The 24305-nt window shown below is 71.4% G+C and carries 24 protein-coding genes and 1 pseudogene; 13 read left to right on the plus strand and 12 right to left on the minus strand.

Features of this window, described 5'->3' with window-relative positions; genetic code table 11:
• Positions 1–7 precede the first annotated feature (7 nt).
• A pseudogene (locus ACFWYS_RS33370) lies at positions 8–826 on the minus strand (serine hydrolase domain-containing protein); the annotation flags it as partial.
• Positions 827–945: 119 nt separating this feature from the next.
• Between ACFWYS_RS33370 and ACFWYS_RS33375 the strand changes: the two are divergent.
• Positions 946–1989 (plus strand): hypothetical protein, encoded by a 1044-nt coding sequence (locus ACFWYS_RS33375; protein ID WP_384776816.1) that lies wholly within the window; start codon positions 946–948, stop codon positions 1987–1989.
• A gap of 28 nt (positions 1990–2017) precedes the next feature.
• Here ACFWYS_RS33375 and ACFWYS_RS33380 read toward each other — a convergent pair whose 3' ends face one another.
• Together ACFWYS_RS33380 and ACFWYS_RS33385 are read right to left on the minus strand one after the other, a co-directional pair.
• On the minus strand, positions 2018–2500 hold the full coding sequence (locus ACFWYS_RS33380; protein WP_384776818.1) for a DUF6328 family protein: 483 nt from the start codon (positions 2498–2500) through the stop codon (positions 2018–2020).
• A gap of 86 nt (positions 2501–2586) precedes the next feature.
• Positions 2587–3570 (minus strand): aldo/keto reductase, encoded by a 984-nt coding sequence (locus ACFWYS_RS33385; protein WP_384776820.1) that lies wholly within the window; start codon positions 3568–3570, stop codon positions 2587–2589.
• 138 nt (positions 3571–3708) lie between these two features.
• On the opposite strand from ACFWYS_RS33385, the gene ACFWYS_RS33390 reads away from it, so the two are divergent.
• Positions 3709–5400, plus strand: a complete 1692-nt coding sequence (locus ACFWYS_RS33390) for a cholesterol oxidase substrate-binding domain-containing protein (protein WP_384776822.1) — start codon at positions 3709–3711, stop codon at positions 5398–5400.
• Between the two features lie 7 nt (positions 5401–5407).
• Here ACFWYS_RS33390 and ACFWYS_RS33395 read toward each other — a convergent pair whose 3' ends face one another.
• A complete protein-coding gene (locus ACFWYS_RS33395; protein ID WP_384776824.1) occupies positions 5408–6619 on the minus strand; it encodes an FAD-dependent monooxygenase in 1212 nt (403 codons plus the stop codon).
• 347 nt (positions 6620–6966) lie between these two features.
• Between ACFWYS_RS33395 and ACFWYS_RS33400 the strand changes: the two genes are divergently transcribed.
• Entirely contained in the window at positions 6967–7338 is a 372-nt protein-coding gene (locus ACFWYS_RS33400) for a tyrosinase cofactor (RefSeq protein WP_384776826.1), read from the plus strand.
• Between the two features lie 34 nt (positions 7339–7372).
• On the plus strand, positions 7373–8197 hold the full coding sequence (locus ACFWYS_RS33405) for a tyrosinase family protein (RefSeq protein ID WP_384776828.1): 825 nt from the start codon (positions 7373–7375) through the stop codon (positions 8195–8197).
• Between the two features lie 19 nt (positions 8198–8216).
• Here the strand turns inward: ACFWYS_RS33405 and ACFWYS_RS33410 are convergent, their stop codons facing one another.
• Both ACFWYS_RS33410 and ACFWYS_RS33415 read right to left on the minus strand, forming a co-directional pair.
• Complete coding sequence (locus ACFWYS_RS33410; protein ID WP_384776830.1) at positions 8217–8897, minus strand: ribonuclease H; 681 nt, start codon at positions 8895–8897, stop codon at positions 8217–8219.
• A 47-nt stretch (positions 8898–8944) separates the two neighbouring features.
• Positions 8945–9748, minus strand: a complete 804-nt coding sequence (locus ACFWYS_RS33415) for a VOC family protein (RefSeq protein ID WP_384776832.1) — start codon at positions 9746–9748, stop codon at positions 8945–8947.
• 148 nt (positions 9749–9896) lie between these two features.
• Here ACFWYS_RS33415 and ACFWYS_RS33420 point away from each other — a divergent pair, with 148 nt between their 5' ends.
• From ACFWYS_RS33420 to ACFWYS_RS33440, 5 genes are all read left to right on the plus strand, one after another.
• Positions 9897–10904 carry a zinc-binding alcohol dehydrogenase family protein gene (locus ACFWYS_RS33420; protein WP_384776903.1) on the plus strand — a complete coding sequence of 336 codons (1008 nt, stop codon included), beginning with the start codon at positions 9897–9899 and terminating at the stop codon, positions 10902–10904.
• 191 nt (positions 10905–11095) lie between these two features.
• Positions 11096–12538 carry a family 2B encapsulin nanocompartment shell protein gene (locus ACFWYS_RS33425; protein ID WP_384776834.1) on the plus strand — a complete coding sequence of 481 codons (1443 nt, stop codon included), beginning with the start codon at positions 11096–11098 and terminating at the stop codon, positions 12536–12538.
• Positions 12539–12554: 16 nt separating this feature from the next.
• A complete protein-coding gene (locus tag ACFWYS_RS33430; protein WP_384776836.1) occupies positions 12555–13601 on the plus strand; it encodes a family 2 encapsulin nanocompartment cargo protein terpene cyclase in 1047 nt (348 codons plus the stop codon).
• A 74-nt stretch (positions 13602–13675) separates the two neighbouring features.
• On the plus strand, positions 13676–14554 hold the full coding sequence (locus tag ACFWYS_RS33435) for a geranyl diphosphate 2-C-methyltransferase (RefSeq protein ID WP_384776838.1): 879 nt from the start codon (positions 13676–13678) through the stop codon (positions 14552–14554).
• Between the two features lie 216 nt (positions 14555–14770).
• Positions 14771–15682, plus strand: coding sequence for an SGNH/GDSL hydrolase family protein (locus ACFWYS_RS33440; RefSeq protein WP_384776840.1), 912 nt, complete (start codon positions 14771–14773; stop codon positions 15680–15682).
• A gap of 24 nt (positions 15683–15706) precedes the next feature.
• Here the strand turns inward: ACFWYS_RS33440 and ACFWYS_RS33445 are convergent, their stop codons facing one another.
• A complete protein-coding gene (locus tag ACFWYS_RS33445) occupies positions 15707–16189 on the minus strand; it encodes a VOC family protein (RefSeq protein WP_384776842.1) in 483 nt (160 codons plus the stop codon).
• A gap of 148 nt (positions 16190–16337) precedes the next feature.
• Here ACFWYS_RS33445 and ACFWYS_RS33450 point away from each other — a divergent pair, with 148 nt between their 5' ends.
• The 3 genes from ACFWYS_RS33450 (at position 16338) to ACFWYS_RS33460 (ending at position 18888) form a co-directional block, all read left to right on the plus strand.
• Entirely contained in the window at positions 16338–17558 is a 1221-nt protein-coding gene (locus ACFWYS_RS33450; protein ID WP_384776844.1) for an epoxide hydrolase family protein, read from the plus strand.
• 87 nt (positions 17559–17645) lie between these two features.
• Positions 17646–18284 (plus strand): ClpP family protease, encoded by a 639-nt coding sequence (locus tag ACFWYS_RS33455; RefSeq protein ID WP_384776846.1) that lies wholly within the window; start codon positions 17646–17648, stop codon positions 18282–18284.
• A gap of 1 nt (position 18285) precedes the next feature.
• Positions 18286–18888 (plus strand): ClpP family protease, encoded by a 603-nt coding sequence (locus tag ACFWYS_RS33460; RefSeq protein ID WP_384776848.1) that lies wholly within the window; start codon positions 18286–18288, stop codon positions 18886–18888.
• A gap of 39 nt (positions 18889–18927) precedes the next feature.
• On the opposite strand, the gene ACFWYS_RS33465 is transcribed toward ACFWYS_RS33460, so the two are convergent.
• The 3 genes from ACFWYS_RS33465 to ACFWYS_RS33475 all read right to left on the minus strand — a co-directional run bounded on the left by ACFWYS_RS33465 (position 18928) and on the right by ACFWYS_RS33475 (position 21283).
• Positions 18928–19422, minus strand: a complete 495-nt coding sequence (locus tag ACFWYS_RS33465; RefSeq protein ID WP_384776850.1) for a helix-turn-helix domain-containing protein — start codon at positions 19420–19422, stop codon at positions 18928–18930.
• A gap of 97 nt (positions 19423–19519) precedes the next feature.
• The gene (locus ACFWYS_RS33470; RefSeq protein WP_384776852.1) at positions 19520–19975 is read right to left on the minus strand and encodes an ATP-binding protein; all 456 of its coding nucleotides are present in this window, start codon (positions 19973–19975) and stop codon (positions 19520–19522) included.
• Between the two features lie 99 nt (positions 19976–20074).
• Positions 20075–21283 (minus strand): DUF6777 domain-containing protein, encoded by a 1209-nt coding sequence (locus ACFWYS_RS33475; RefSeq protein ID WP_384776854.1) that lies wholly within the window; start codon positions 21281–21283, stop codon positions 20075–20077.
• A 124-nt stretch (positions 21284–21407) separates the two neighbouring features.
• Here ACFWYS_RS33475 and ACFWYS_RS33480 point away from each other — a divergent pair, with 124 nt between their 5' ends.
• Complete coding sequence (locus ACFWYS_RS33480; RefSeq protein WP_384776856.1) at positions 21408–22694, plus strand: streptophobe family protein; 1287 nt, start codon at positions 21408–21410, stop codon at positions 22692–22694.
• A gap of 12 nt (positions 22695–22706) precedes the next feature.
• On the opposite strand, the gene ACFWYS_RS33485 is transcribed toward ACFWYS_RS33480, so the two are convergent.
• On the minus strand, positions 22707–23762 hold the full coding sequence (locus ACFWYS_RS33485; RefSeq protein WP_384776858.1) for a serine/threonine-protein kinase: 1056 nt from the start codon (positions 23760–23762) through the stop codon (positions 22707–22709).
• Positions 23752–24297: a hypothetical protein gene (locus ACFWYS_RS33490; RefSeq protein ID WP_384776860.1), complete on the minus strand. Its 546-nt coding sequence runs from the start codon at positions 24295–24297 to the stop codon at positions 23752–23754. Before ACFWYS_RS33490 ends, ACFWYS_RS33485 begins: the two co-directional genes overlap by 11 nt.
• Between the last annotated feature and the right edge of the window lie 8 nt (positions 24298–24305).

Consider the following 24305-nt stretch of genomic DNA (forward strand, 5'->3'; position numbering starts at 1 on the left):
TTTTTTATATTAAACAATAATTCATCTGCCCCCCGGCGGGCCGCCGCCGGCCCGCCCCCTGAACCCGGGGGTTTTTGGGGTCGGCGGGGGGCGCCCCCCCCCCCCCCCACCACTCGGGCAGCAGCCGCTCGCCCTCCCACACCCCGCCGCTCAGATACAGCTGGCCGAGCCGGGCGATCGCGTCGGTGGTGGCGTGCAGTCCGCTGAAGCCGAGCTCCCGGCCGGAACGGTCGGTCAGCCAGGCGACGTCGCCGATGCCGAGCGGATCCAGCAGGCGCGGCCGCAGATACTCGGTCAGCGACTGGCCGCTGACGCGCTGGATGATGGCGGAGAGGGCGAAGGTGGCGGACTGGTTGTACGCGAAGACCGTGCCCGGATCGTGGGGCGGGGGTACCAGGAGGAAGCCGCGCACGAGGTCCTCCCGGTCCCGGTCCCGCGCCTCGAAGAGGGTGTCGGTCTCATGTCCGCTGGCCATGGACGCCGCGTGCCGCACGAGCATGCTGCGGCTGCGCGGATCGGTGATGTCGGCCTCGAACTCGGGGAAGTACGAGATCACCGGGTCGTCGAGCCGAATCAGCCCCTCGCCGGCGGCGATGCCGACGGCTGTCGAGGTGAAGCTCTTGCTGATCGAGTAGAGCAGCTGCGGGCGGTCCTCGGTGTACGGCGCCCACCATCCGGAGGCGACGAGGTGGCCGTGCCGCAGGATCATCAGACTGTGCGGCTCGATGTCGGGGGTGGTTTCGAGGTCGTCGAGGAAGGCGAGGACACCGGAGGCGTCGACGCCCTGGGCGGCGGGAGTACTCGAAGGCAACGGGCGAACACTCATACGGGCATCCTCCCCCGGGACCCGCCGCCGATCGAGGGAATAAACGCTGCGGGGCCCTGCATATAGGCTGCGTCTCTGCACTTCTGCAGTCCGACCAGCCCTTTCCAGGAGAGTCATCCGTGACCCTTGCGTTCGTTCCGCCCGAGACGTCCCCCGCGCCCCAGGCCCCGCTGTCCGACCTCGTCGCCCGGGACGCGCGTGAGTTCGGGGTCTACGCGCGGACCGGCGGGTGGGCCTTCGGGCTGATGGTGGCGCGCAGTGTGCGGCCCGGCGGGCAGGGCGCGGGCGAGACGCCGAAAGTGTCCGCGAAGGAGTTCGCCGAGCTCGCGGGATGCTCTCCCGACCGTGTCATGCGCTACTACAAGGCCTGGGACCGGGCCGCCGACGACGGTCTCGTGCCGCATTTCGAGGCGCTCGTGCCGGGCCAGGAGGTGGAACTGCCGGACTCCGACGTGTGGCTCAGCTACTACGTCTCCCGCAACAGCGCCACCTCCGAGCGCGGCACCGCCATCACCGAGGCCGCCGAGGCCGAGGGCATCCGCCCGACCAAGGCGCTGGAGGTCGCCGAGAACCCGACCGCGCTGCGCGCCGCGATCCTCGCCGACCCCTCGACGGCCCGCGCGGCCCGTCAGGCGCTTCTCGACCGGGTCCGCGAAGACCCGGACCTGCAGGCCGAGTTGGCGCGTGACGTGGTCCGCACCGAGGAGCTGAAGAAGGCCGTCGCCGGAGAGAGCCGGGCGGCCGACCGGATCGGCTACGTCCGCCAGATCGCCGAGTCCGGGCAGATCAAGACGCCGGCCGGGCAGACCGTCGACGCGCCCCTCGACCTGCGCGAGGAGGCCGAGCGGCATCTGTCCCTCATCGAGGAGCTGGAGGAGGACGAGGACACCGGCGAGTGGGCGACGGAGGCCTACGACGCCATGAAGTCCCTCGTCGTGGAGGCCGTGGAGGCCGACCCCGAGCTGCGGGTGCAGGAGCGGCGGACGAAGTTCTACAACAGCCTGCAGAAGGCGACGAAGGTCTTCGAGGAACTGACCTTCGACGATGTGCAGGAGTTCGTCGAGGACGACATGGTCCAGCAGCTGGAGGAGCTCCAGCAGGCCATCGCCACCTGCATCTCGGCACTGCGCGGGACGCAGGGAAGCCCGCGGCAAGGGCAGTAGCCGCGTTCAGGGGGCGGGACGCCGCCGTTCACTCCGTGTGGCGGCGGCGCGTCCACAGCGGGACGACGAACCAGCACACCAGGTACCAGACGACCACGCCCGCGACCAGCCACGGCACATAGTCGTCATGGGTGGCGACCCGCAGGATCAGCAGGAGCGCGCCCGCCATCACGGCCAGCAGCAGAAGCAGGCCGACGACGGTCAGCCGGGAGGCCCACTCCACGGCCTGCGGCTTGATGCGGCGCCCGGACACCAGACGGTGCAGGGACACGGGGCCGATCAGGGCGCCGGTGGCGGCGGCGCCGAGGACGACGGTCGCGATGTAGATGGCCTGGTCGGTGTCGCTGAGGGTGGCGTACTTCGGCGTGAACACGACGGTGAGCAGGAAGCCGAACAGGATCTGCACGCCCATCTGGGCCACGCGGACCTCTTGGAGGATCTCGCCCCACATGCGGTCGGCGCGCTCTTCCTCGCTCTCGTCGCGGCCCGTGCGCTGCTCCTGCTCGGTCATGCGGGTACGGGTAACCCCGGCGCGTGGCGCTCAAACGGCGGGGCTCCGGGACCAGCCGGGTGGCCGGGTCCCGGAGCCGTACGCGGCTACCAGCGGTTTTCCACCTGGTCCTTGATCCGCCGGTCGTAGAGGTCCTGGATCGCGGCGAGCGTCTCGTCCGACAGGTCCGGCAGTGCGGCGGCGGCCGCGTTCGCGCGGGCCTGTTCCGGCGAGCGGGCGCCGGGGATCACCGTGGTCACGCCGGGCTGCTGGATGATCCAGCGCAGCGCCAGCTGGGCCGGGGTGAAGCCCTCTGGGGCGAGGGCGGCGAACTCGACGGCGGCCTCCACGCCCGACTCGTAGTCGACGCCGGAGAAGGTCTCGCCCTGGTCGAAGGACTCGCCGTGCCGGTTGTAGGTGCGGTGGTCGTTCGCCGGGAAGACGGTGTCCTTGGTGTACTTGCCGGACAGCAGGCCGGAGGCCAGCGGGACGCGGGCGATGATGCCGACGCCCGCCTCCCGGGCGGCGGGCAGCACCTCGCGCAGCGGCTTCATGCGGAACGGGTTGAGGATGATCTGCACGCTGGCAACGCCGGGCCGGGCGATGGCGGTCAGCGCCTCCTCGCAGGTCTCCACGCTGACTCCGTAGTGGGCGATGCGCTCCTCCTCGACCAGGGTGTCCAGGGCGTCGAACACCTCGTCCGTCGAGTAGACCGGCGTCGGCGGGCAGTGCAGCTGGACCAGGTCGAGGCGGTCCACACCGAGGTCGCGCCGCGAACGGTCGTTCCAGGCGCGGAAGTTGTCGAGGACGTAGTTCTGCGGGATCTGGTCGACCCGGCGGCCCATCTTGGTCGCCACGAAGATGTCCAGCTCGGGCCTGCCGCGCAGGAAGGTGGCGATGGTCTGTTCGCTGCGCCCGTCGCCGTACACGTCGGCGGTGTCGAAGAAGGTCACCCCCGACTCGACCGCCGCCTGAAGCACCGAAAGGGCTTCCTTCTCGTCGACGTCTCCCCAGTCGGCGCCCAGCTGCCACGTACCGAGACCGACGACGGATGCCCGCTGACCCGACCTACCGAATACACGCTCGTCCATGGCGTCAGTGTGTCATTCGCCGTCCATGGGTGCGGAACGGGCCCCTCCGCTCCCGCCGTCTGTGAATCCATCACCCACACGAGTGAATCGGCTCGACGGGCAAGCGGTTGCTGTCGGGCCGATCCTAGCTTGGGACCTGTGTTCGACAACGTCAGCCGCAGAGGCTTCCTGCGCACCACCGCCGCCCTGGCCGCCATACCGGTCCTCCTCCCGGCCGATCCGGCCGTCGCCGCCCAGGAGTTACCGGACTTCCCGGCGGAGGTGGCGCTGTACCGCTCGGCGTACCGCAACTGGGTCGGCGAGATCACCGCCGACGGGCTGTGGGCCTGCGCTCCGGACGACCCGGACCAGGTGGTCGCCGCCGTCAACTGGGCCTGGCGGCACGGCTGGAGGGTCCGCGCGCGGGGCGCCTCGCACGGCTGGTCGCCCCTGACCATCACGCAGGGCACGCCGTCGGACGCGCCGGTCCTCCTGGTCGACACCGCCTCCCATCTCACGGGCCTGTCCCTGGAGTCGGCGGACTCGGTGCGCGCCGGCACCGGCGTCACCCTGGAGGCCCTGCTCACCCACCTGGAGGAGCACGGCCTCGGCGTCACCGCCGCGCCCGCACCCGGCAACCTCACCCTGGGCGGTGCCCTGGCCGTCGACGCCCACGGCAGCGCCGTACCGGCGCGGGGCGAACAGCGGCTGCCCGGGCACACGTACGGCTCGCTGAGCAATCTGGTGCTGTCGCTGACGGCCGTGGTCTGGGACGAGGCCAGTGGCGCCTACGTCCTGCGGACCTACGACCGTGCCGACGCGGACTGCGCGGCGCTGCTCACCCATCTCGGCCGGTCCCTGGTCACCGAGGTCGTGCTGCGCGTGGGCGCGAACACCAACCTGCGCTGCGTCAGCCGTACGGACATCCCGGCCGCCGAACTCTTCGCCGCGCCCGGCACCGGGGGTCGCACCCTGGCGAGCCATCTGGACCGGGCCGGGCGGGTCGAGGCGATCTGGTTCGCGTTCACCGAGTTCCCGTGGCTGAAGGTGTGGAGCGTCTCGCCCGCCCGGCCGCTGACCTCGCGGCAGGTCAGGACGCCGTACAACTACCCGTTCTCCGACAGCGTCCCGCGCCCGGTGGCGGAGCTGGTCGGGCGGATGGTGTCGGACGGGGCCTGGTATCTGGCGCCGGTGCTCGGCAACGCGCAGTACGACGTGGCCGCGCTCGGGCTGGTGACGACCCTGTCGGCGGACATCTGGGGGGCGTCGAAGAACACGCTGCTGTATCTGCGGCCGACGACGCTGAGGATCGCCACGAACGGCTGCGCGGTGCTGACCAGCCGGGCCCAGGTGCAGCGTGTGGTCGCCGAGTTCACCGCCTTCTACCGGAAGCGGCTCACGGCGTACGCCGACCGGGGGCGCTTCCCGGTCAACGGCTCGGTGGAGATCCGGGTGACCGGCCTGGACGACCCGGCGGACGCCGGCTCGCAGGGGGCGCGGACCCCGCTGCTGTCCGCGCTCCGGCCGCGCGACGACCGGCCCGAGTGGGACACCGCGGTGTGGCTGAACATCCTGACGCTGCCCGGGACGCCGTACGCGGAGGCGTTCCTGCGCGAGATCGAGCAGTTCATGCTGCGCACCTTCGACGGCGGGTACGCCGAGCCCCGGGTCGAGTGGTCCAAGGGCTGGGCCTATACCGACGAGGCCGCCTGGAGCGACGACGAGATGCTGGACACGGTGGTGCCGGGCTCTTTCGGGGAGGACGTGTGGGGGCAGGCGTCCAGGACCCTGGACCGGCTGGACCCGCACGGGGTGTTCGGCAACGCCTTCCTCGACCGGCTGCTCCGGTGAGGTACGGCTATCTGCGGGACGTCAGCGCCCTGGCGTGCACGGTGCGGGCGACCTTCGGCCCCAGCCAGCGCTTGAGGCGGCGCAACGCCTCCAGTTGTCCGGCCGCGGTGTCGAGCCGGTAGTACAGCCGGGGCGGTACGTGGGGCAGCAGGGGTGAGTGGCGCTGGCCCAGCAGGGCGAACATCTGCCGTGGGGGCAGGTCGATGTAGCGGGGCAGGTTCTCGTACCACCGGGCGCTGTAGCGGGCCGCGCTCTGGACGGGCAGGAGGGCCTGTTTGCGGGCCTGTTCGTAGCGGGCGAGGGCCTGCGGGAGCGAGGCGTGCTCGTGCAGGGCGTCGGCGAGGGCGATGGCGTCCTCCAGGGCCAGGGTGGTGCCGGCGCCGATGGAGTAGTGGGTGGTGTGGGCGGCGTCGCCGAGCAGGACGAGGTTGCCGCGGTGCCAGGTGCGGTTGGTGAGGGTGCGGAAGGTCAGCCACTGCGCGCTGCCGTCGGCGCCGGAGCGGCCGAGGAGGGGGTGGCCGTCGAGGACGGCGGCGAAGAGCTTCTCCAACAGAGCCAGCGAGTCGGCCTCGTTCGCGGTGTCGAGGCCCAGGCCGGTCCAGGTCTCGGGGCTGCACTCGACGACACAGGTACCGGCCTCGGGGCCGAAGCCGTAGCCGTAGCACCAGATCCAGCCGTGCCCGGTCTCCACGAAGGCGAAGGTGAAGGCGTCGAAGACCTTGCTGGTGCCGAGCCAGGCGTAGCGGTTGCGGCCCGCCGTGAGCCGGGTGCCGAAGTGGTCGGCGTGGCGGGTGCGCAGGGCGCTGTGGACTCCGTCGCCGGCCACGACCAGGTCGGCGGCGGGCAGGGCGTCCGGGGTGATCCGGTGCTCGAACTCCAGCCGTACGCCGAGTGCGCGGGCGCGTGCGGTGAGGATCTCCAGCAGCCGGTGGCGGCCGATGCCGTGTCCCTCGTCACCGGGCCGACGGGTCGCCAGGTCCCGTACATGGGCGACGCCTTCCCGCCAGCGGACCGAGCTCTCGCCGATGGCGCGGGCGGACTCGGGGTCGTGCTGGTGCAGCGTGTCCAGCAGTGCGCGCCAGTAGGTGACGCCCCAGCCGTAGGTGGCGCCCTCCGGGTCGCGTTCGTGGACGGTGACGTCGTGGGACGGGTCCCGCAGCTTCAGCAGGATCGAGAGATACAGGCCGGCGGGTCCGCCGCCGACACACGCGACCTTCACACACACCCCTGAAAATTACTCAAAGCGGTCATTTCGGCACCGCAGGGTAGCAGGGCGGGCACGCCGGGCCGCGGCGTTTCGGATCGCGTCAGTTTCCGGGGGTGAGACAGACCACGAAGGGCACTCCCACCCGCCAAGGACCACCGGAATCACGATCCCCAGGAGAAGGAATTACCCATTCCGGGGATGCGCGGTGCCGTGAACAGCAAGATCACCCTTGTTCAACCTTGCATGAAATTGTGGGCACTTGTCCGGATCGTAGCCAACCACTACCGACCGATTTCTCCCGCTCTCCTCGGTCCGGATAGGCATACGGAGTCCCCACCGAACCAACCCAGGAGGTCCGTATGCCGGAACTCAGCCGTCGCCGCGCGCTCACCGCCGCGGCCGCCCTCGCCACCGCGGCCGGTGTCCCGGCGGTCACCGCCCTCACCGCGTCCGCCGCCGAACACGACCACCACGCCCCGATGTCCTTCGACGAGGTCTACAAGGGCCGCCGAATAGCGGGCCGGCCGGTCTCGGGCGGCGGTCACGAGCACCACAGCGGCGGATACGCCGTGTTCGTCGACGGGGTCGAGCTGCACGTGATGCGCAACGCCGACGGCAGCTGGATCAGCGTCGTCAGCCACTACGACCCGGTCCCCACGCCGCGCGCCGCCGCCCGCGCCGCCGTGGACGAGCTGCAGGGCGCGGCCCTTCTGCCCTTCCCCGCCAACTGACCTGCCGTACCCGCACTTTGGAGCACCAGCGACCATGACCGTCCGCAAGAACCAGGCCGCCCTGACCACCGACGAGAAGCGCCGATTCGTCGCCGCCGTAGTGCAGTTGAAGCGCAACGGCCGCTACGACGAGTTCGTCACCACGCACAACGCCTTCATCGTCGGCGACACCGACAACGGGGAACGCACCGGCCACCGTTCACCGTCCTTCCTGCCCTGGCACCGCAGATTCCTGCTCGAATTCGAGCGCGCGCTGCAGGAGGTGGACGCCTCGGTCGCGCTGCCGTACTGGGACTGGACGACCGACCGCTCGACACGGTCCTCGCTGTGGGCGCCCGACTTCCTGGGCGGCACCGGGCGCAGCCGCGACGGACAGGTCATGGACGGTCCGTTCGCGTCGGCATCCGGCAACTGGTCGATCAATGTGCGCGTCGACGGCCGTACGTTTCTGCGCCGCTCCCTCGGCACGGCCGTGCGGGAACTGCCGACCCGGGCCGAGGTGGAGTCCGTGCTCGCCATGCCGACGTACGACATGGCGCCCTGGAACAGCGGGTCGGACGGCTTCCGCAACCATCTCGAAGGGTGGCGCGGCGTCAATCTGCACAACCGGGTGCATGTGTGGGTCGGCGGGCACATGGCGACCGGCATGTCGCCCAACGACCCGGTGTTCTGGATGCACCACGCCTACATCGACAAGCTGTGGGCGGACTGGCAGCAGCGCCACCCCGGCTCCGGTTACGTGCCGACCGCCGGGACGCCGAACGTGGTCGATCTCAACGACACGATGAAGCCGTGGAACGACGTGCGTCCCGCCGACCTGCTGGACCACACCGCGTACTACACGTTCGACGCGGCCTGAGCCCGGTCGGGCCCCTCGGTCAGGCGTCGGCGGTGCGGCACTCCGGGTGGCCCCAGCCCTGGGTGTTCTTGGCGATGGGCTCGCCCGCCGCGTAGCCGCGTCCGCAGACGCAGCGGCCGGGGAACTTGGCCTTGATGGTGCGCGAGGAGCTGCCGTTCTTCCGGGGCGCCGCGGACTTGCGGCGGGGCGCCTTGGCGGGCGGGGTGTCCGGGGAGGGCGGCGGCTGCGGCGAGCCGAGGCCGCTGCCCGCCGGTTCCTGCACGGTGGCCGCCTGGCTGGCGGCGCGGTCGGCGAAGTCGTTCAGCGGATCGCCGTCGACCTGGTGGGCGGGGACGTAGCGGAACTCGACGCTGCGGCCGTCGAGCAGTTCGTCGATGCGCACGACCAGGTCCTGGTTGGCGACCGGCTTGCCGGCGGCCGTCTTCCAGCCGTTGCGCTTCCAGTTCGGCAGCCAGGTGGTGACGGCCTTCATGGCGTACTGCGAGTCCATGCGGATCTCCAGCGCCACGCCGGGGTCGGTCGCCGTGAGCAGGCGCTCCAGTGCGGTGAGTTCCGCGACGTTGTTGGTGGCTTTGCCGAGCGGTCCGGCCTCCCAGCGGGCCGGGGTCTCCGTCTCGTCGGCGACGACCCAGGCCCAGCCCGCCGGCCCGGGATTTCCCTTCGATGCCCCGTCGCACGCGGCCACAACTCGTTCACGCATGTGCCGATCATGCCATGGGCGGGCCGGGTGCCCGGTCGCGGAGTCGGTCAGGAGACGTCGTTGAGCTTGGGCATCTCCCCCTCGGTCGTGCCGGTGTCGATCACCGAGAAGTTCGCGCCCTGGGGGTCGCTCAGCGCGGCGAACCGGCCGAACGGGCTGCTCATCGGTCCGAAGCGGAGCACGGCGCCGAGCTTGGTGGCCTTGGCGACGGCGTCGTCGCAGTCGGGGACGCCGAAGTAGACGTTGATGTACGGCGGGACCTCGGGCGGGAAGTCGTCGGTCATCTTCATCCGGCCCAGGGCCATGGTGTCCTTGCCGAGGGTGTAGATGCGGAAGTCGATCGCGTCGTCCTCCATCTGCTGCTGCCCGTAGCCGAAGACGGCCGGGAAGAAGGTGTCGGACTTCTCCGGCTCGCGGGCGAAGACCTCCGCCCAGCAGAAGGCGCCGGGCTCGTTCGGCTCCGTTTCGAAGCCCTCGTGGGTGCCGGCCTGCCACACGCCGAAGACGACGCCGCCCGGGTCGCGGGCCAGGCACATGCTGCCGAAGTCGCCGACCGCCATCGGCTCCATCAGGATCTCGCCGCCGTTCTCACGGATCCGGGCGGCGGTCGCGGCGACGTCCGCGGAGGCGATGTAGAGGCACCACTGCGCCATGCCCTCCTGTCCCGGCATGGGAGGGACCACCGCGGCGGCGGCCTTGCCGTTCGCGTAGGCCTGGGTGTAGTTGCCGAACTCCGACGACGCCTCGCCGAAGGTCCAGCCGACGACGTCACCGTAGAAGCTCTTGGCTGCCTCGACGTCGCTGAACATCGCATCGGCCCAACAGGGGGTTCCTTCAGGTTGCACGGCCATGGCTGCGGCCCTCTCCGGGATCGGTGAGTTGTCCGGATTCTCACGCTAGTCATCGGGCGGTCGGGCCGCGCGCCGAATGTCTGGTTCCGTTCCAGACTGGTGGGAGACGGCCGCTCGACGGACGGGGCTCGGTATGAGGGACGGGACGATGCACGCGTGGTCGGTGGTCGAGCCCGGGCCGGTGGAAGCCGGGTCACTGCGGCTGGTCGACAAGCCGGTTCCGGTGCCGGGGGACGACGAACTGCTGGTGCGGGTGCGGACGTGCGGGGTGTGCCGTACGGATCTGCATGTCGCCGAGGGGGATCTGCCGGTGCACCGGCCGGGGGTGACGCCGGGGCACGAGATCGTCGGCGAGGTGGCCGGGGTCGGGGCGGCGGTACGTGGCTTCGAGGCCGGGGAGCGGGTGGGGGCGGCCTGGCTGCGGCGCACCGACGGCGGCTGCGCCTACTGTGCGCGCGGGTCCGAGAACCTGTGCCGGGCCTCGCGGTACACGGGCTGGGACGCCGACGGCGGTTACGCGCAGTACACGACTGTACCGGCGGCGTACGCCTACCGGTTGCCCGGTGACGTCGACGACGTGACGCTCGCCCCGCTGCTGTGCGCCGGGATCATCGGCTACCGCGCGCTGCGCCGGGCCGCGCTCCCCGCGGGCGGCCGGCTCGGGCTGTACGGGTTCGGGGGCAGCGCCCATCTGTGCGCGCAGGTGGCGCTGGCCGAGGGCGCCACCGTGCATGTGCTGACGCGGGGCGCGGCCGCGCGGAAGCTGGCGCTCGGGCTGGGCGCCGCCTCGGCGCGCGACGCGTACGCGATGCCGCCGGAACCGCTGGACAGCGCGATCCTCTTCGCGCCCGTCGGCGACCTGGTCCCGGTGGCGCTGCGGGCGCTGGACCGGGGCGGCACGCTGGCGATCGCCGGCATCCACCTCAGCGATGTGCCTGCGCTGCGCTACGAGAGCGAGCTCTTCTACGAGAAACAGCTGCGCAGCGTCACCTCCAACACCCGCGAGGACGGCCGTGAGTTCCTGGCGCTCGCCGCCGGGCACGGCGTACACGCCACGACGCACACCTATCCGCTGTCGCGGGCCGACGAGGCACTGCGGGATCTGAAGGCGGGCCGGTTCGACGGGGCGGCGGTGCTGGTGAACGACCTGTTCTGAGCGCGGCCATTCAGGCGTGCGGGAGCACGGGAGGGGAGCGGGGGCACTCATGGTGCGATCACTGCCTCACGCGGCAGGTTTGCACCTCCAGGGTCCTGAAGCCGCCCCATTCACGCCCTGATCATGCTGTCACGGCGGCTGTTTGGCTAGGACGCGCGCACGGCCAGCCAGCTCACCTCCCGGGAGGGAATGTGTCCACTCCGGACAGCGCCACCGGTCCCGCCATCGACGAACCCGCGCCCGATCCCCAGTCCGACGGTCAGCTCACCAGTCTCAGCACACAGGCGGCACGGCAGCTCGCCACGACCACCAAGTCCGAACCCCAGATGCAGGCCATCAGCTCGCGCTGGCTGCTGCGGATGCTGCCCTGGGTGGATGTGAAGGGCGGCACCTACCGGGTCAACCGCCGACTGCAACTGCGGGTCGGCCGGGGCCGGGTGCAGTTCGTCCAGAACGGCGCCGACGACATCAAGGTCATCCCCGAGACGCTCACCGAGCTTCCGACCTTGCGCGGCTACGCCGACCTCGACGTGCTCAGGGAGGTCGCCACCCGGTTCCGGGTCCGTGAGATCCGCGCCGGCCAGGTGCTGGTCGAGGCCGGGCAGCCGGTCACGGAGGCCTACCTCGTGGTGCACGGCCGGTTCACCCGCTTCACCGAAGGCAAGTACGGCGAGGAGGAGATCCTCGGCGTCGTCACCGACGGCGACCAGCTCGGCGACGAGGCCATCGGCCGGGACCACCCGCTGTGGCTGAGCTCGGTGCGGGCGGAGACCGCCGGCGTGCTGCTCGTCCTGCCCTGGACGGTGGTCGAGGAGTTCACCGACCGGGTGCCGTCCCTCGCGGCGCACCTGGAGGCCTACGCCGCACAGCAGAGCCTGCCCATGAACCGCAAGGGCGAGGCCGATGTGCCGGTGCAGGCGGGCCATGTCGGCGAGCCCACGATCGGCGGCGGCTACGTCGACTACGACCTCGCGCCGCGCGAGTACGAGCTGTCCCTCACCCAGACCGTGCTGCGCGTCCACACCCGGGTCGCCGACCTCTACAACAACCCGATGAACCAGACCGAGCAGCAACTGCGGCTGACCATCGAGGAGATCCGCGAACGCCAGGAGTGGGAGCTGGTCAACAACCGGGAGTTCGGGCTGCTGCACAACGTCGACTACGGGCAGCGCGTCAGCACCTTCTCCGGGCCGCCGACCCCGGACGACATGGACGACCTGCTGTCGATGCGCCGTAAGACCAAGCTGTTCCTCGCCCATCCCAAGGCGATCGCGGCGTTCTTCCGGCAGTGCAACCGGCGTGGTCTGGTGCCGGGCACGGCGAGCGTCGAGGGGCACGAGATCCCCGCCTGGCGCGGGGTGCCGATCTTCCCCTGCAACAAGATCCCGATCAGCCCGCAGCACACCAGCAGCATCATCGCGCTGCGCACCGGGGAGGGCGACCAGGGCGCCATCGGGCTGTACCAGACCGGGATCCCGGAGGAGTACCAGCCCGGTCTGAACGTGCGGTTCATGGGCATCGACGCCAACTCGATCATCCGCTACCTCGTCACCGCCTACTACTCCATGGCGATCCTCGTGCCCGACGCGGTCGGGATCCTGGAGAACGCCCAGATCGGCCGGACGGCCGAGTGACCGCGTGGAGCAAGCCATGAGCACGTCACCCCCGTTCTCGCTGCCGGGCCCGCCGAACCTGGCGAGCGCGGTGCGCACCCGGCGCGGCGGGGCCATCCCCGGGCTGCGCTACCGGGAGGTCGCCCCCGCCGACCCGGAGAAGGCCGCGGAGGTCGACCGCAGGCTGGAGGACTGGGCGCGGCGCCTCGATCTGTTCCCCGAGGCGTGGAACGGGGACTTCGCGGGGTTCCAGTTCGGGCGGGCCGTGGTGCTCCAGCATCCGGGGGCCGTCGATCTGGACCGGCTGACGGTCGCCGGCGAGTTCCTGCTCGCCGAGAACGTCGTCGACTCCTGCTACTGCGAGGAGGACGAGGGCCGGGGCGGGGCGCGCCGCGGCCTCGGGGGGCGGCTGATCATGGCGCAGGCCGCGATCGACCCCTTCCACGGCATTCCGGAACTGGAGGAGGAGTGGCGCGAAGGGGTGCGGGCCGACGGTCCGCTTCGCTCGTACAACTTCGCCATGCAGGACTACGCCGCCGTCGCCACGCCCAGCCAGGCCGACCGCTTCGTGCACGACATCGCCCGGCTGCACCTGGGCTACCTCGCCGAGGCCGCCTGGGCGGAGACCCGTTATGTGCCCCGGGTCTGGGAGTACCTGGTGATGCGGCAGTTCAACAACTTCCGTCCCTGTCTGTCGATCGTGGACGCCGTCGACGGCTACGAACTGCCCGAGCCGGTCTACGCACGGCCCGAGATCCAGCGGATCACGGCGCTCGCCTGCAACGCGACCACGATCGTCAACGACCTGTACTCCTTCACCAAGGAACTGGCGAGCGACCCGACGCACCTCAATCTGCCGCAGGTCATCGCCGCGAACGAGCGATGCGGGCTGAAGGCCGCCTATCTGAAGGCCGTCGAGATCCACAACCGGATCATGGAGGCCTTCGAGGAGGAGTCCGCGCTGCTCGCCGCCACCTCACCTCTCGTGGAGCGCTATGCGCAGGGGCTGTCCGACTGGGTGGCCGGCAACCACGAGTGGCACTCCACCAACACCCACCGCTACCACCTGCCCAACTACTGGTAATCCGTATCCGCCAACTACGGGTAATGCGCGAACGAATGACAGAGAGTCACACGCACCAGCACGAGGAGTCACCGTTGACCATCGCCCCCGAAGCCGGCACCGCCAACGCCAAGGTGCCGTCCCAGTCCACGTACCAGACCCGCGTCGCGGACTACTGGAACGCCGAGGAGAACCCGGTCAACCTCGAACTCGGAAAGCTCGACGACCTGTACCACCACCACTACGGCATCGGCGACGCCGACCGCTCCATGCTCGACGAACCCGACCCCGTCCGGCGCCGGGAACTCATCACCGCCGAACTGCACCGGCTGGAGCACGCCCAGGCCGAGCTCCTCGCCTCCCGCCTCGGCCCGCTGACACCCGCCGACCGGGTCTTCGACGCCGGCTGCGGGCGCGGCGGCGGCAGCGTCGTGGCCCATCTGCGCCACGGCTGCGAGGCCGACGGGGTCACCATCTCGGAGAAGCAGGCCGAGTTCGCCAACGCGCAGGCCCGCAAGCGGGGCATCGACGACCGGGTGCGCTACCACCACCGCAACATGCTGGACACCGGGCTGCCGACGGGAGCGTTCGCGGCCTCCTGGAACAACGAGTCCACCATGTACGTCGAGCTCGACCTGCTGTTCGCCGAGCACGCCCGGCTGCTGCGCCGGGGCGGCCGCTATGTCGTGATCACCGGCTGCTACAACGACACCTACGGGCAGGCCTCCCGCGAGGTGTCCCTCATCAACGCCCACTACATCTGCGACATCCACCCGCGTTCGGCGTACTTCCGCGCCATGGCCCGCAACCGGCTCGTCCCGGTGCATGTGCAGGACCTCACGGAGGCGACCATCCCCTACTGGGAGTTGCGCCGTGAGGCCGACCACCTGGTGACCGGGATCGAGGACACGTTCATCGACGCGTACCGCAACGGCAGCTTCCAGTACCTGCTGATCGCGGCGGACCGCGTCTGAGCGACGGCCGGGCTCGGGGCGGGGCCCCCGGCGGCCCGGGGGCGCCGGGGGTGTGGCCCCCGGGCGGGGGGGGGGTGGCGGGGGGCGCCGGTTTGGCCGGCGGGGCGGGTCGCGCGGGCCCCGGGTGCTCCGGGGGCCGCCCGCGTGTCTTCCCCCTTGGGCCGGGCTGTGCTTGCCTGGGGAACCGTTTTCGGTGTCCGGGGCGGGAGTTGCCGTATGCGCAAGCCGTGGCTCGTCGGAGTACTGCTGGCCGCCGTGCTGCTCGGTGCGTGCGGGGATCCGGCGTCCGGGCCCGAGACCGCCGCGCCCCCGGAGGTGCCGCGGGCGTCGGCCACCACACAGCAACGGGCGCCGGCCTCACCGAGTGCGGCGGCGACGCCCTCCTCGGGCACCCCGGCGAAGAGGCCCAGTGTGCTGTATCTGGGCGACTCGCTCGCGATGGAGGCGCAGCGGGTGCTCGGGCAGGAGCTGCGCCGGGACTTGACGGCGACGTACACGAGCGCCCCGTACTCGGGAACCACGCTGTGCGACTACCTGGAGGGCACGGGCAAGCGGTCCCTGGTCCCGGTCGCGGACAAGGCGGCCACCCTGGTGCGCAGGCTGCGGCCCGACTTCGTGGTGCTGCAGTTCTGGGGCAACGCGTGGGGTTACACGCCGTGCATGGACGGCATCACCCATGACGCCTCTCCGGAGAAGTACTTCAGGCGGTACCAGGCCGACATGAAGCGGCTCGCCGACCAGATCTCGGCGGCCGGGGAGGCCCGGATCGTGTGGGTGCTGCAGGGCCCGGACCCGATCACTCCCGACCGGGTCCGGCGGGTCAACGCCCTGTACGAGCTGCGGGCCGGGGCCTCCGACGACCTGCTCGCCGACGCGGGCAAGACCGTGAGCGCGGCCGGGGCCCGCTACTCCTGGGTCCAGCACCTGCCGTGCACGGCGTACGAACGCGCACACCCCGGGTACTGCACCCAGCCGGACCGCGACCGCACCGCGCTGCACCGCGACGACGACTATCTGCACTTCTGTCTGGCGCCCACGACGTCGACGCCGAAGCCGTGCCCGGTCCGCTCCCCCGGGATCCAGCGGATCGCCCTGGAGATCACCCGGGTGATCCGCGAGAACCTGTAGGTCGGGGAGGCCCAGGGGTGGGGCTCACTCCCCCGCGTACGCCTTCTCCAGGGCGGCGATGTCGAACTTGCGCATCGCCATGAACACCTTGGTCACCCGGGCCGCCTTCGCCGGGTCCGGGTCGGTGATCATCGCGTCGAGCCGGTCCGGGACGACCTGCCAGGACACGCCGTACCGGTCCTTGAGCCAGCCACAGGGGCCGGGCTCGCCGCCGTTCTCGGTGAGCTTGGTCCAGTAGTAGTCGATCTCCTCCTGGTTCTCGCAGAAGATCATGAAGGAGGTCGCCTCGGTGAACTTGAACTGGGGGCCGCCGTTCAGCCCGAGGAACTTCTGTCCGTTGGCCGTGAACTCGACGGTCATCACGCTTCCCGCGGCTTGCATCGCTCCCTCGGGGTAGCGCGCGACCTTGCCGACGCTGGAGTTCTTGAAGACGGACACGTAGAAATGGGCGGCCTCCTCCGCCTGGCCGTCGAACCACAGACACGTGGTGAAACCGTCGCTCGCCATGACTACCTCCTGGGTCGTGGGACTGGGTGGTGGAACTGGGCCGTGGAACCGGTCACCTGTGTCGACCGATCCTCCCCGCGAAACTCATCGGTCGTGGCGCCGATTAATCCAGGTGGCCGCTACACCTTTCGGATCTACCATCGCGGGCATGACGTCTTCGCCCTCCCCCAGCGGCAGCAGTTGCCATCCGTTCCGCATCGACATACCGCAGAGCGATCTCGACGACCTCCACGACCGCCTCGACCGCACCCGGTGGCCCGACGAGCTGCCCGGGGTGGGATGGGCGTACGGCGTGCCCTCGGACTACCTGCGTGAGCTGGTGCGGTACTGGCGGCACACGTACGACTGGCGGGCCGCCGAGGCGCGGCTGAACCAGTGGCCGCAGTTCACGACCGAGATCGACGGCGCGCATGTGCACTTCGCACACGTCCGCTCCCCCGAACCCGACGCCACGCCGTTGATCGTCACCCACGGCTGGCCGGGTTCGATCGTGGAGTTCCTGGACATCGTCGGGCCGCTCACGGACCCGGTCGCACACGGCGGCGACCCGGCCGACGCCTTCCATGTGGTGCTGCCCAGCATTCCGGGCTTCGGGTTCTCCGGGCCGACCCGGGAGACCGGCTGGGAGGCGCGGCGGATCGCCGAGGCGTGGGCCGAGCTGATGACGCGCCTCGGTTACGACCGGTTCGGCGCCCAGGGCGGCGACTGGGGCGCGGCCATCTCCCGCGAGCTGGGCCGGGTCCACCCCGACCGGGTCATCGGCATCCACCTCAATCTGCTGCCCGGCGCGCAGGCCACCACCGAGCCGACGCCGCAGGAGCTGGCGGCGCTGAGCCCCGAGGAGCGGGAGCGGACGCTCACCTCGTGGCACCGTCTCGCCCGGTTCATCCAGGACGGATCGGGCTACTTCCACCTGCAGTCCACCCGGCCGCAGACCCTGTCGTACGCGCTCACGGACTCGCCGGTCGGTCAACTCGCCTGGATCGTCGAGAAGTTCCGGGAGTGGACGGACTCCGAGGCACTGCCCGAGGAGGCCGTCGACCGGGATCTGATGCTCACCAACGTGATGCTGTACTGGCTGACGGGCACGGCGGGTTCGTCGGCCCGGGTCTACTACGAGCGCGCCCACGCCGAGGGCGACCGGATCGCCGCCCCGCACGAGCCCTCGACCGCCCCCACCGCGGTGGCGTCGTTCGCGGGCGACCCGCTGATCCCACTGCGGCACAAGGCGCAGCGCACGGAGAACATCGTGCGCTGGACGGAGTTCGACCGGGGCGGGCACTTCGCGGCGATGGAGCAGCCGGGGCTGCTCGTGGGCGATGTACGGGCGTTCTTCCGGGAGTTGCGCAAGGGCTCTGCCGTCAGCTGATCTGCCACGGGCAGAGAAACCGGCCGTCGGCGTCGTCCGAGGTCAACAGTGGAGTCATCGGCATCCCGACCACCACGAGGAGACCTGATGACTCCACTCGCCACGCTCACGCCCCGGGCCGAGGAGGGCGACGCGCCGCCGACGCGGTTCGACGACCATCTCGCCGCCCAACTGCTCGGACAGCGCATCGTCTTCCTCGGCACCGAGGTCACCGAGACCTCCGCCAACCGGGTCTGCGCCCAGCTGCTCCTGCTGTCGGCGGAGAACCCGCGCACCGACATCAGCCTGTACATCAACAGCCCGGGCGGCTCGGTGTACGCCGGGCTCGCCATCTACGACACGATGCGGCTCATCCCGAACGACGTGTCGACGCTCGCCATGGGTTTCGCGGCGAGCATGGGCCAGTTCCTGCTCTGCGGCGGCACACCCGGCAAGCGGTACGCCCTGCCGAACGCCCGGATCATGATGCACCAGGGGTCGGCGGGCATCGGCGGCACCACCGCCGACATCGAGATCCAGGCGGAGAACCTGGAACACAGCAGGCGGACCATGGAGCGGCTTCTCGCCGAGAACACCGGCCAGACGCCGGAGACCATCGGCCGCGACGGCGACCGTGACCGCTGGTTCACGGCCGAGGAGGCCAGGGAGTACGGCATGGTGGACGAGGTCGTGGGGTCGCTCGCCGACGTCCGCCCGGCCGCCTCCAGGCGACGGATGGGGCTGTGACATGGGCAACTACACGATTCCGTACGTCATCGAGCGGACCGCGCACGGCGAGCGCTCCTCCGACGTGTTCAGCCGGCTGCTGTCCGAGCGGATCATCTTCCTCGGCACCGAGATCGACGACGGCGTCGCCAATGTCGTCATCGCTCAGCTCCTCCACCTGGAGTCGTCGGCGCCGGAGACCGAGATCGCGATCTACATCAACTCCCCCGGCGGCTCGTTCACTTCGCTCATGGCGATCTACGACACCATGACCTACGTGCAGGCGCCGATCTCCACGTTCTGTGTCGGCCAGGCGGCCTCCACGGCGGCCGTACTACTGGCGGGAGGGGATCCCGGGCGGCGGTTCGTGCTGGAGCACGCGCGCGTGCTGCTCGGCCAGCCGGCCAGCGGCGGCAGCCGGGGATCGATCTCCGATCTCGCCCTCCAGGCCAAGGAGATGGTCCGGATCCGCGCCCAGGTCGAGGAGGTGCTGGCCCGGCACACCCGTCACGACGTGGCGACACTGCGCGCGGACATGGACCGCGACAAGGTGTTCACCGCCGAGGAGGCGGTGGCCTACGGGCTCGCCGACGAGGTGGTGAGCCGGCGCCTCGTGGGGGTCTGAGGCGCCGGCGCGGATTTCACGCGGCCGGGCAGTGGGGTCTCACGCCGCCAGGCACAACCCGTTGTACGGCGTGCCGGTCCTGCCGCGGTCGCCGCCCGGCACGCGGCGGCCGGTGACCCGGACCAACTCGCCCTGCGCCAGCGACAGCAGGTCGCCGAGGCCGAGTCCCAGGGCATGGGCGGCGGCCGCGAGGACCTCCGAGGAGGCCTCCTTGCGGCCGCGCTCGACCTCCGAGAGGTACGGCATGGAGATCCGGGCCGCGTCGGCCACGTCCTTGAGCGTGCGCTCCTGGGCGAGGCGCTCTCGGCGCAGGACGTCGCCGATCAGATCGCGCCACAGGGGTTCCTTGGGCGCGGGCGCGGCGGGCCGTAGGCCGGGTGCGGGCGCGCTCGGCACGGGGGCGGCGGTGGCTGGGCGTTCGGACGTGGGGCGGGTCGTTCCCGGGCGCGTGGCCGACGGGCCGGCGGCAGGCCGGCGTGCGGCGGGCGGGCGCAGGGGGATGACGCGGGCTTCGTTCGGCGCTTGTTCGCTCACCCGCCCAGCCTAGGAGCGTCCGGCGCCGGGGGAAGGGATCAGCGTTCTGCCCTGGGGGAAATCGCGGTCGGCGAACTCCGGCCGCGCCCGGCGGCCGTCACTCGTCGCTCAGCCGCAGCACGGCACGTACCCGCTTGCCCACCGGTACGCGTTCCACGGCGACCTCCGCCGCCAGCGCGTGCACTATCTCCAGCCCGTGGCGGCCGATCCGTTCCGGATCCCTGGGGAAGCGGCGGGGCAGGGCGGAGCTGCTGTCGTACACGCTGACCGTCACGGCGTCGTCCGTGCCCTCCAGGTCCAGGATGTACGGCCCGTTGCTGTGCCGGTCGGCGTTGGTGACCAGCTCGCTCACCACCAGGAGCACCTTGTCCTCGGCGGACTCGGCGATGCTGGCGCACCACTCGGTTCTCAATCTGCCGAGGAACAGCGCGGCGAAGGACCGCGCCTCGGCGATGCATCCCGGTTCACCGCTGTAGTGCGCCGCCCGCCTGAGCGGTTCCACGGGCACGTCGAAACCAGTCTGGATCACTGCCCCGTCCACGTGCTCGATCATGCTTTTCTCTCTCGGAAGCCGGAACTGGCCGGACACTACTGCACCAGTCCTCGTACCCAGAGCGGAGCCGCGCAGTCACTACCCAGGTGGCGCCGTACGTCACAGCGACGGAGACGCCGTCGCGCTCGTGGTCGACGCCGACTGCGACGTCGTGGTCGTGTCCGAATCCGTGTCCGGCGCCGACTGGGAGGTCGGTGTCTCCGGCTGCGTGGTCGGTGGCTCCGACGTCGTCGTCTGGGGGCTCGTCGACGGGGACGAGGGGGCCGTCGACGTGGGCGGGCAGGGTGTCACCGAACCGGTGGGCGTGGTGGTGGCGTCGTCGGGCAGCGTGACGCAGGTGGTGGGGGTGCCGGGCGAGGTCGGCGTCGACACGCTCACCGACGGGGAGGGCTTCGGCGGCCGGTGGGTCTTCTTGTCCTTGCCGCCGTCGTCGCCGCGGTGGCGGGAGATCCACTCGTCGCGGTCGGGGTCGAAGATCACGAAGATGTTGATGACCGTCGTCGAGGGCGCGACCACCACGACGTTCGAGGAGCGGTACGACGGCCAGGAGTCACCCGTCTGCTTCGGTGTGCCCTGCTGGGCGACCGCCGGGGTCAGCGGGTTGCCGCAGGCGCAGCGCACCCGGGGCACTCCGCGGTCGTCGACGAGGACGGCCGTGCCGGTCTGCAGGACGGCTTGGTAGCTGGTGACGGCGCCGTCGCTGTAGCCGTGGTTGGTGACGCGGGTGTCCAGCCGCAGCTGGACGGGGGTGAGCGAGCGCAGATAGGTGGGGACACCGGCGGGTTCGACGCGGGCGACCGACGCGAACGCCCTGTTCTTCGCCGGGACCGCCTTGAGGTACCGGATCTGCTTCTCGACGTCGCAGGCGGCGACGTTGCGGGTGCCGCCGTACAGGCCGGCCGCTCCGCCGTCGACACCGCGTACGGCGTTGGAGGGCGCCGACTCGGCGGGCGCGGAGGGGGTGACGGGCGGGGCGGAGCTGTCCGTCGCCGTGGACTCGGTGAACGGGTCGGGGCCGGACTTGCCCGCGGCCTGGAGGAAGACCTCGCCGCTCTGCGCGGTGCCGCCGCCACCGCCGCCGCGCGACAGGATGACGGCGACGACCACGGCGGCCACCGCCACGAAGGTGATCACCGCGATCCGGGGTGCGTGCCGCCACCAGGGGTGATGGGGTTCGGGGCCGGGCGCTCCTGCACCGCTGCCGTCCGGCGGCTGCGAGGGCGGGCCGGAGGGCGGCTGGGAGGGGCCCGACAGGGGACCCGAGGGCGGCCCTGTGGGGCGACCGGACGACGGAGGTTCGACGCTCATTCTGCCCCTTTTGCGGCTTTCCGTATGTTTTCTATTCTGTGCGCGCGTGCCGCACCGTTCGCAAGCCGACGCGGACGGACCTCCCGGCGGGCGCGCGCCTGGCGTGCTGCTTAGCGTGGGCAGGGTGAGCGTGCCGACTCCCTCCCGCCCGGCCGTGGCCCGTCATGGCTGGCCGCAGGCGCTCGGCGCCGTGCTGGCCGGGCTGGTCTCGATGGGGGTGGTCGCCGCGCTGGGGCTGTGGGCGGCCGGGGCCGCGGAGCTGCCGGACCACGCGTTCCCGAGGGTCGTCGCGGCGACCGTGGTCACGGCGGTCGGGGGCACGATCGAGCTCTCCGGGAACGCCGGAGGGCTGGCCGAGTCCGATGCCGGGATGACCGTGGTCCCGCTGTCGGTCACGCTCGTCGGCGCCCTCGTCCTGGCCGCCGGTTTCCTGCGGCCGCTGCGGCACCGGGCGGTCGCGGGTGCCCGGGAGCTGGCCGGGTGGGCCGCACGGATCGCCGTACTGTGGCTGCTCGCGCTGCTGGGGCTGTCATTCGCCGCCCGCCAGACGTTCACCCTCTCCCTCGACGATCTCGGGCAGGACGAGCTCGGCGACCTCGGTGATCTGTTCGGCATCTCACCGGAGGTCGGCTTCACCACGGACGTCCCCGCGACGCTGTTCTTCGGCCTGCTGTGGCTGGCGGGTGTGCTGGTGCTGGCCCTGCTGGTCTCGCGCGGGGCTCCGCTGCCGGGGCGGCTGCTGCGCTTCCAGGAGTCGGTGCGGCCGGCCGCGTACGCCATGGTTCTGCTGTTGCTCGCCTGGGTCGGGCTGGGTGTCGTCATCGGTCTGGTCGTCGCGGCGACCCGCGGGCACGTGGCCGAGACCTTCGCCGTGATCCTGCTCGGCCTGCCGAACCTGATGTGGCTGGCCCTGACCCTCGGGCTGGGCGCCACCTGGAACGGCAGGGTGGAGGGGCCGTTCGGGCTGCCCATGCCGCATGTGCTCGACGAGGTGCTGCGCGGCCGGGAGGTCGCCGAGCTCAATCTGGGCACGCTCGCCGAGTACGACGGCCGGGTGTGGTGGCTGGTCGTGGCCGACGCGGTGCTGCTGCTGGCCGCCGCGTTCGTGATGGCGAGGCGTTCACCGTCCCGGATGCGCGCCTGGCAGCACGCCGTGCACCTGGCGGTGGCACTCGCGCTCACGGTGCTGATGATCTGTCTCGTCGGTCGTATCGCGGCGCACTACGGCCTGTCGGTGCTGGGCATCGGCGACCTCGGCGGAGATCTGGGCGGGGAGCTGTTCCTGAGGCCCGAGGTGTGGAGCGCGGTGGGGCTGGCACTGCTGTGGGGGCTGGTCGCCGGGTTCCTCGGGGGCCTGGCGGCCCGGCGGGTGCGGCACAGGGGCGAGGTCGTGCCACCCGCGCAGGGATGAGCGGGCCGGCGTTCACCGCCGCCGGAAGACCGGCTCGGCCCAGCGGGGCGGGGGTTTCGGCGCGTCGGTGGCGGACGTCTCCGGTCGTCCCACTGCGCCGGACTTCTGCGGCACTCCCTCGTCCGCCGATCCCTTCCGCAGCCCTACGGCCTTGAGGTCGACCTCCGTCGCCGCGTGCCCGGCCCCCGCGCCACCGGCCACGGCCGCCCGCAGGTCGGCGACCAGGGCGAGGCAGGAGTCGTGGCGGTCGTCGGGGCTCTTGGCGAGGGCACTGGCGAACACGGCGTCGACCTGTGCGGCGAAGTCCGGTCGGGCCTCGGTCAGCGGCGGTGGCTCGTCGTACTGGTGGGCCCACAGCAGGGCCATGTCGTCGTCGCGGCGGAACGGCGGATGGCCCGCGAGGCACTCGTAGAGCACGCAGGCGAACCCGTAGACGTCGCAGCGCGCGTCGACCGGCCTGCCGGAGATCTGCTCGGGGGCCACGTAGTCGAGCGTGCCGACGAACTGGCCGACGGTCGTGAAGCCGGTCAGGGACAGCGACTTCTTCGTCAGGCCGAAGTCGGTGAGGTAGACGTGCTCGGGGTGGTCGCTGTCGGTGCCGCGGGCGACGAGGATGTTGCCGGGTTTCACGTCCCGGTGGACCAGTCCGTGCTCGTGCGCCGCGTCGAGCGCGGAGGCGACCTGTGCGGCGATGCGCAGGGCCGTCGGAGGCGTCAACGGGCCCTCGCGGTCCAGGAGGTGGCGCAGGTCGCTGCCGGAGACGTAGCGCATGGCGATGTACAGGACGCCGTCCGTCTCGCCCGCCTCGTAGACGGGCACGATGTGCGGGTGGTCGATCGCGGCGGCCGTGCGGGACTCGTGGGTGAAGCGGCGGCGGAAGGTGTCGTTGCGGGCGAGTTCGGGGGCGAGGAGCTTGAGCGCGACGGTGCGGTCCAGGCGCAGGTCACGGGCGCGGTAGACGACGGCCATGCCGCCTCGGCCGATCTCGCGTTCGATGCGGTAGCCCGCGACCTGGCGGCCGATCAGCTCGGAGGGCCGGCCGGAGAACAGGCTCGTGTCACGGGCCATCGGGGGTCACGACCTGGGTCGGGGCGTGGCCGGGGTCCTCGGTGGCGCGGGGTCCGTCGTCCGTGGCGTAGGTGCTCAGCCGCGCGCCGTCCGCATACGTCCACCGCCCGTGCTCGGCGTCGTACAGCCACATGGACTCGCCCTCGACGACGACCCCGATCCGCAGGCCCGAGGTGCGGACCCGGAAGGTCTCGCCGTTCAGTGCGCCGGCCGCCAGGTCCTCGACCGCGGAGTGGTAGCCGGCCAGCACCCGTTCGGCGCGGGCGAGCAGTGGGCGCGGGTCGGCGGTGCGGGCGGGCGGGCCGCCGTCGGCGGTGGGCGGGTCCTGGGGTACCGCGACCAGGAAGCGGCCGTCGACCCAGGCCGACCAGCCGTTGGCGCACAGGATGCGCCCCCAGTCGCCGCGCCGTTCGACGAGCTGGACCGGCAGGAACGCGTCGAGGGGCACGGTGGGCCGGGCGGGGTCGGGACTCTCCCAGGCGGGCATACCGTGCTGGGGGACGACGTGGGTGGGCCGGAAGCCGGGGGACGTCATGGCCTGCG

The sequence above is a fragment of the Streptomyces sp. NPDC059010 genome (genome assembly GCF_042740355.1).
Classification (GTDB): domain Bacteria; phylum Actinomycetota; class Actinomycetes; order Streptomycetales; family Streptomycetaceae; genus Streptomyces.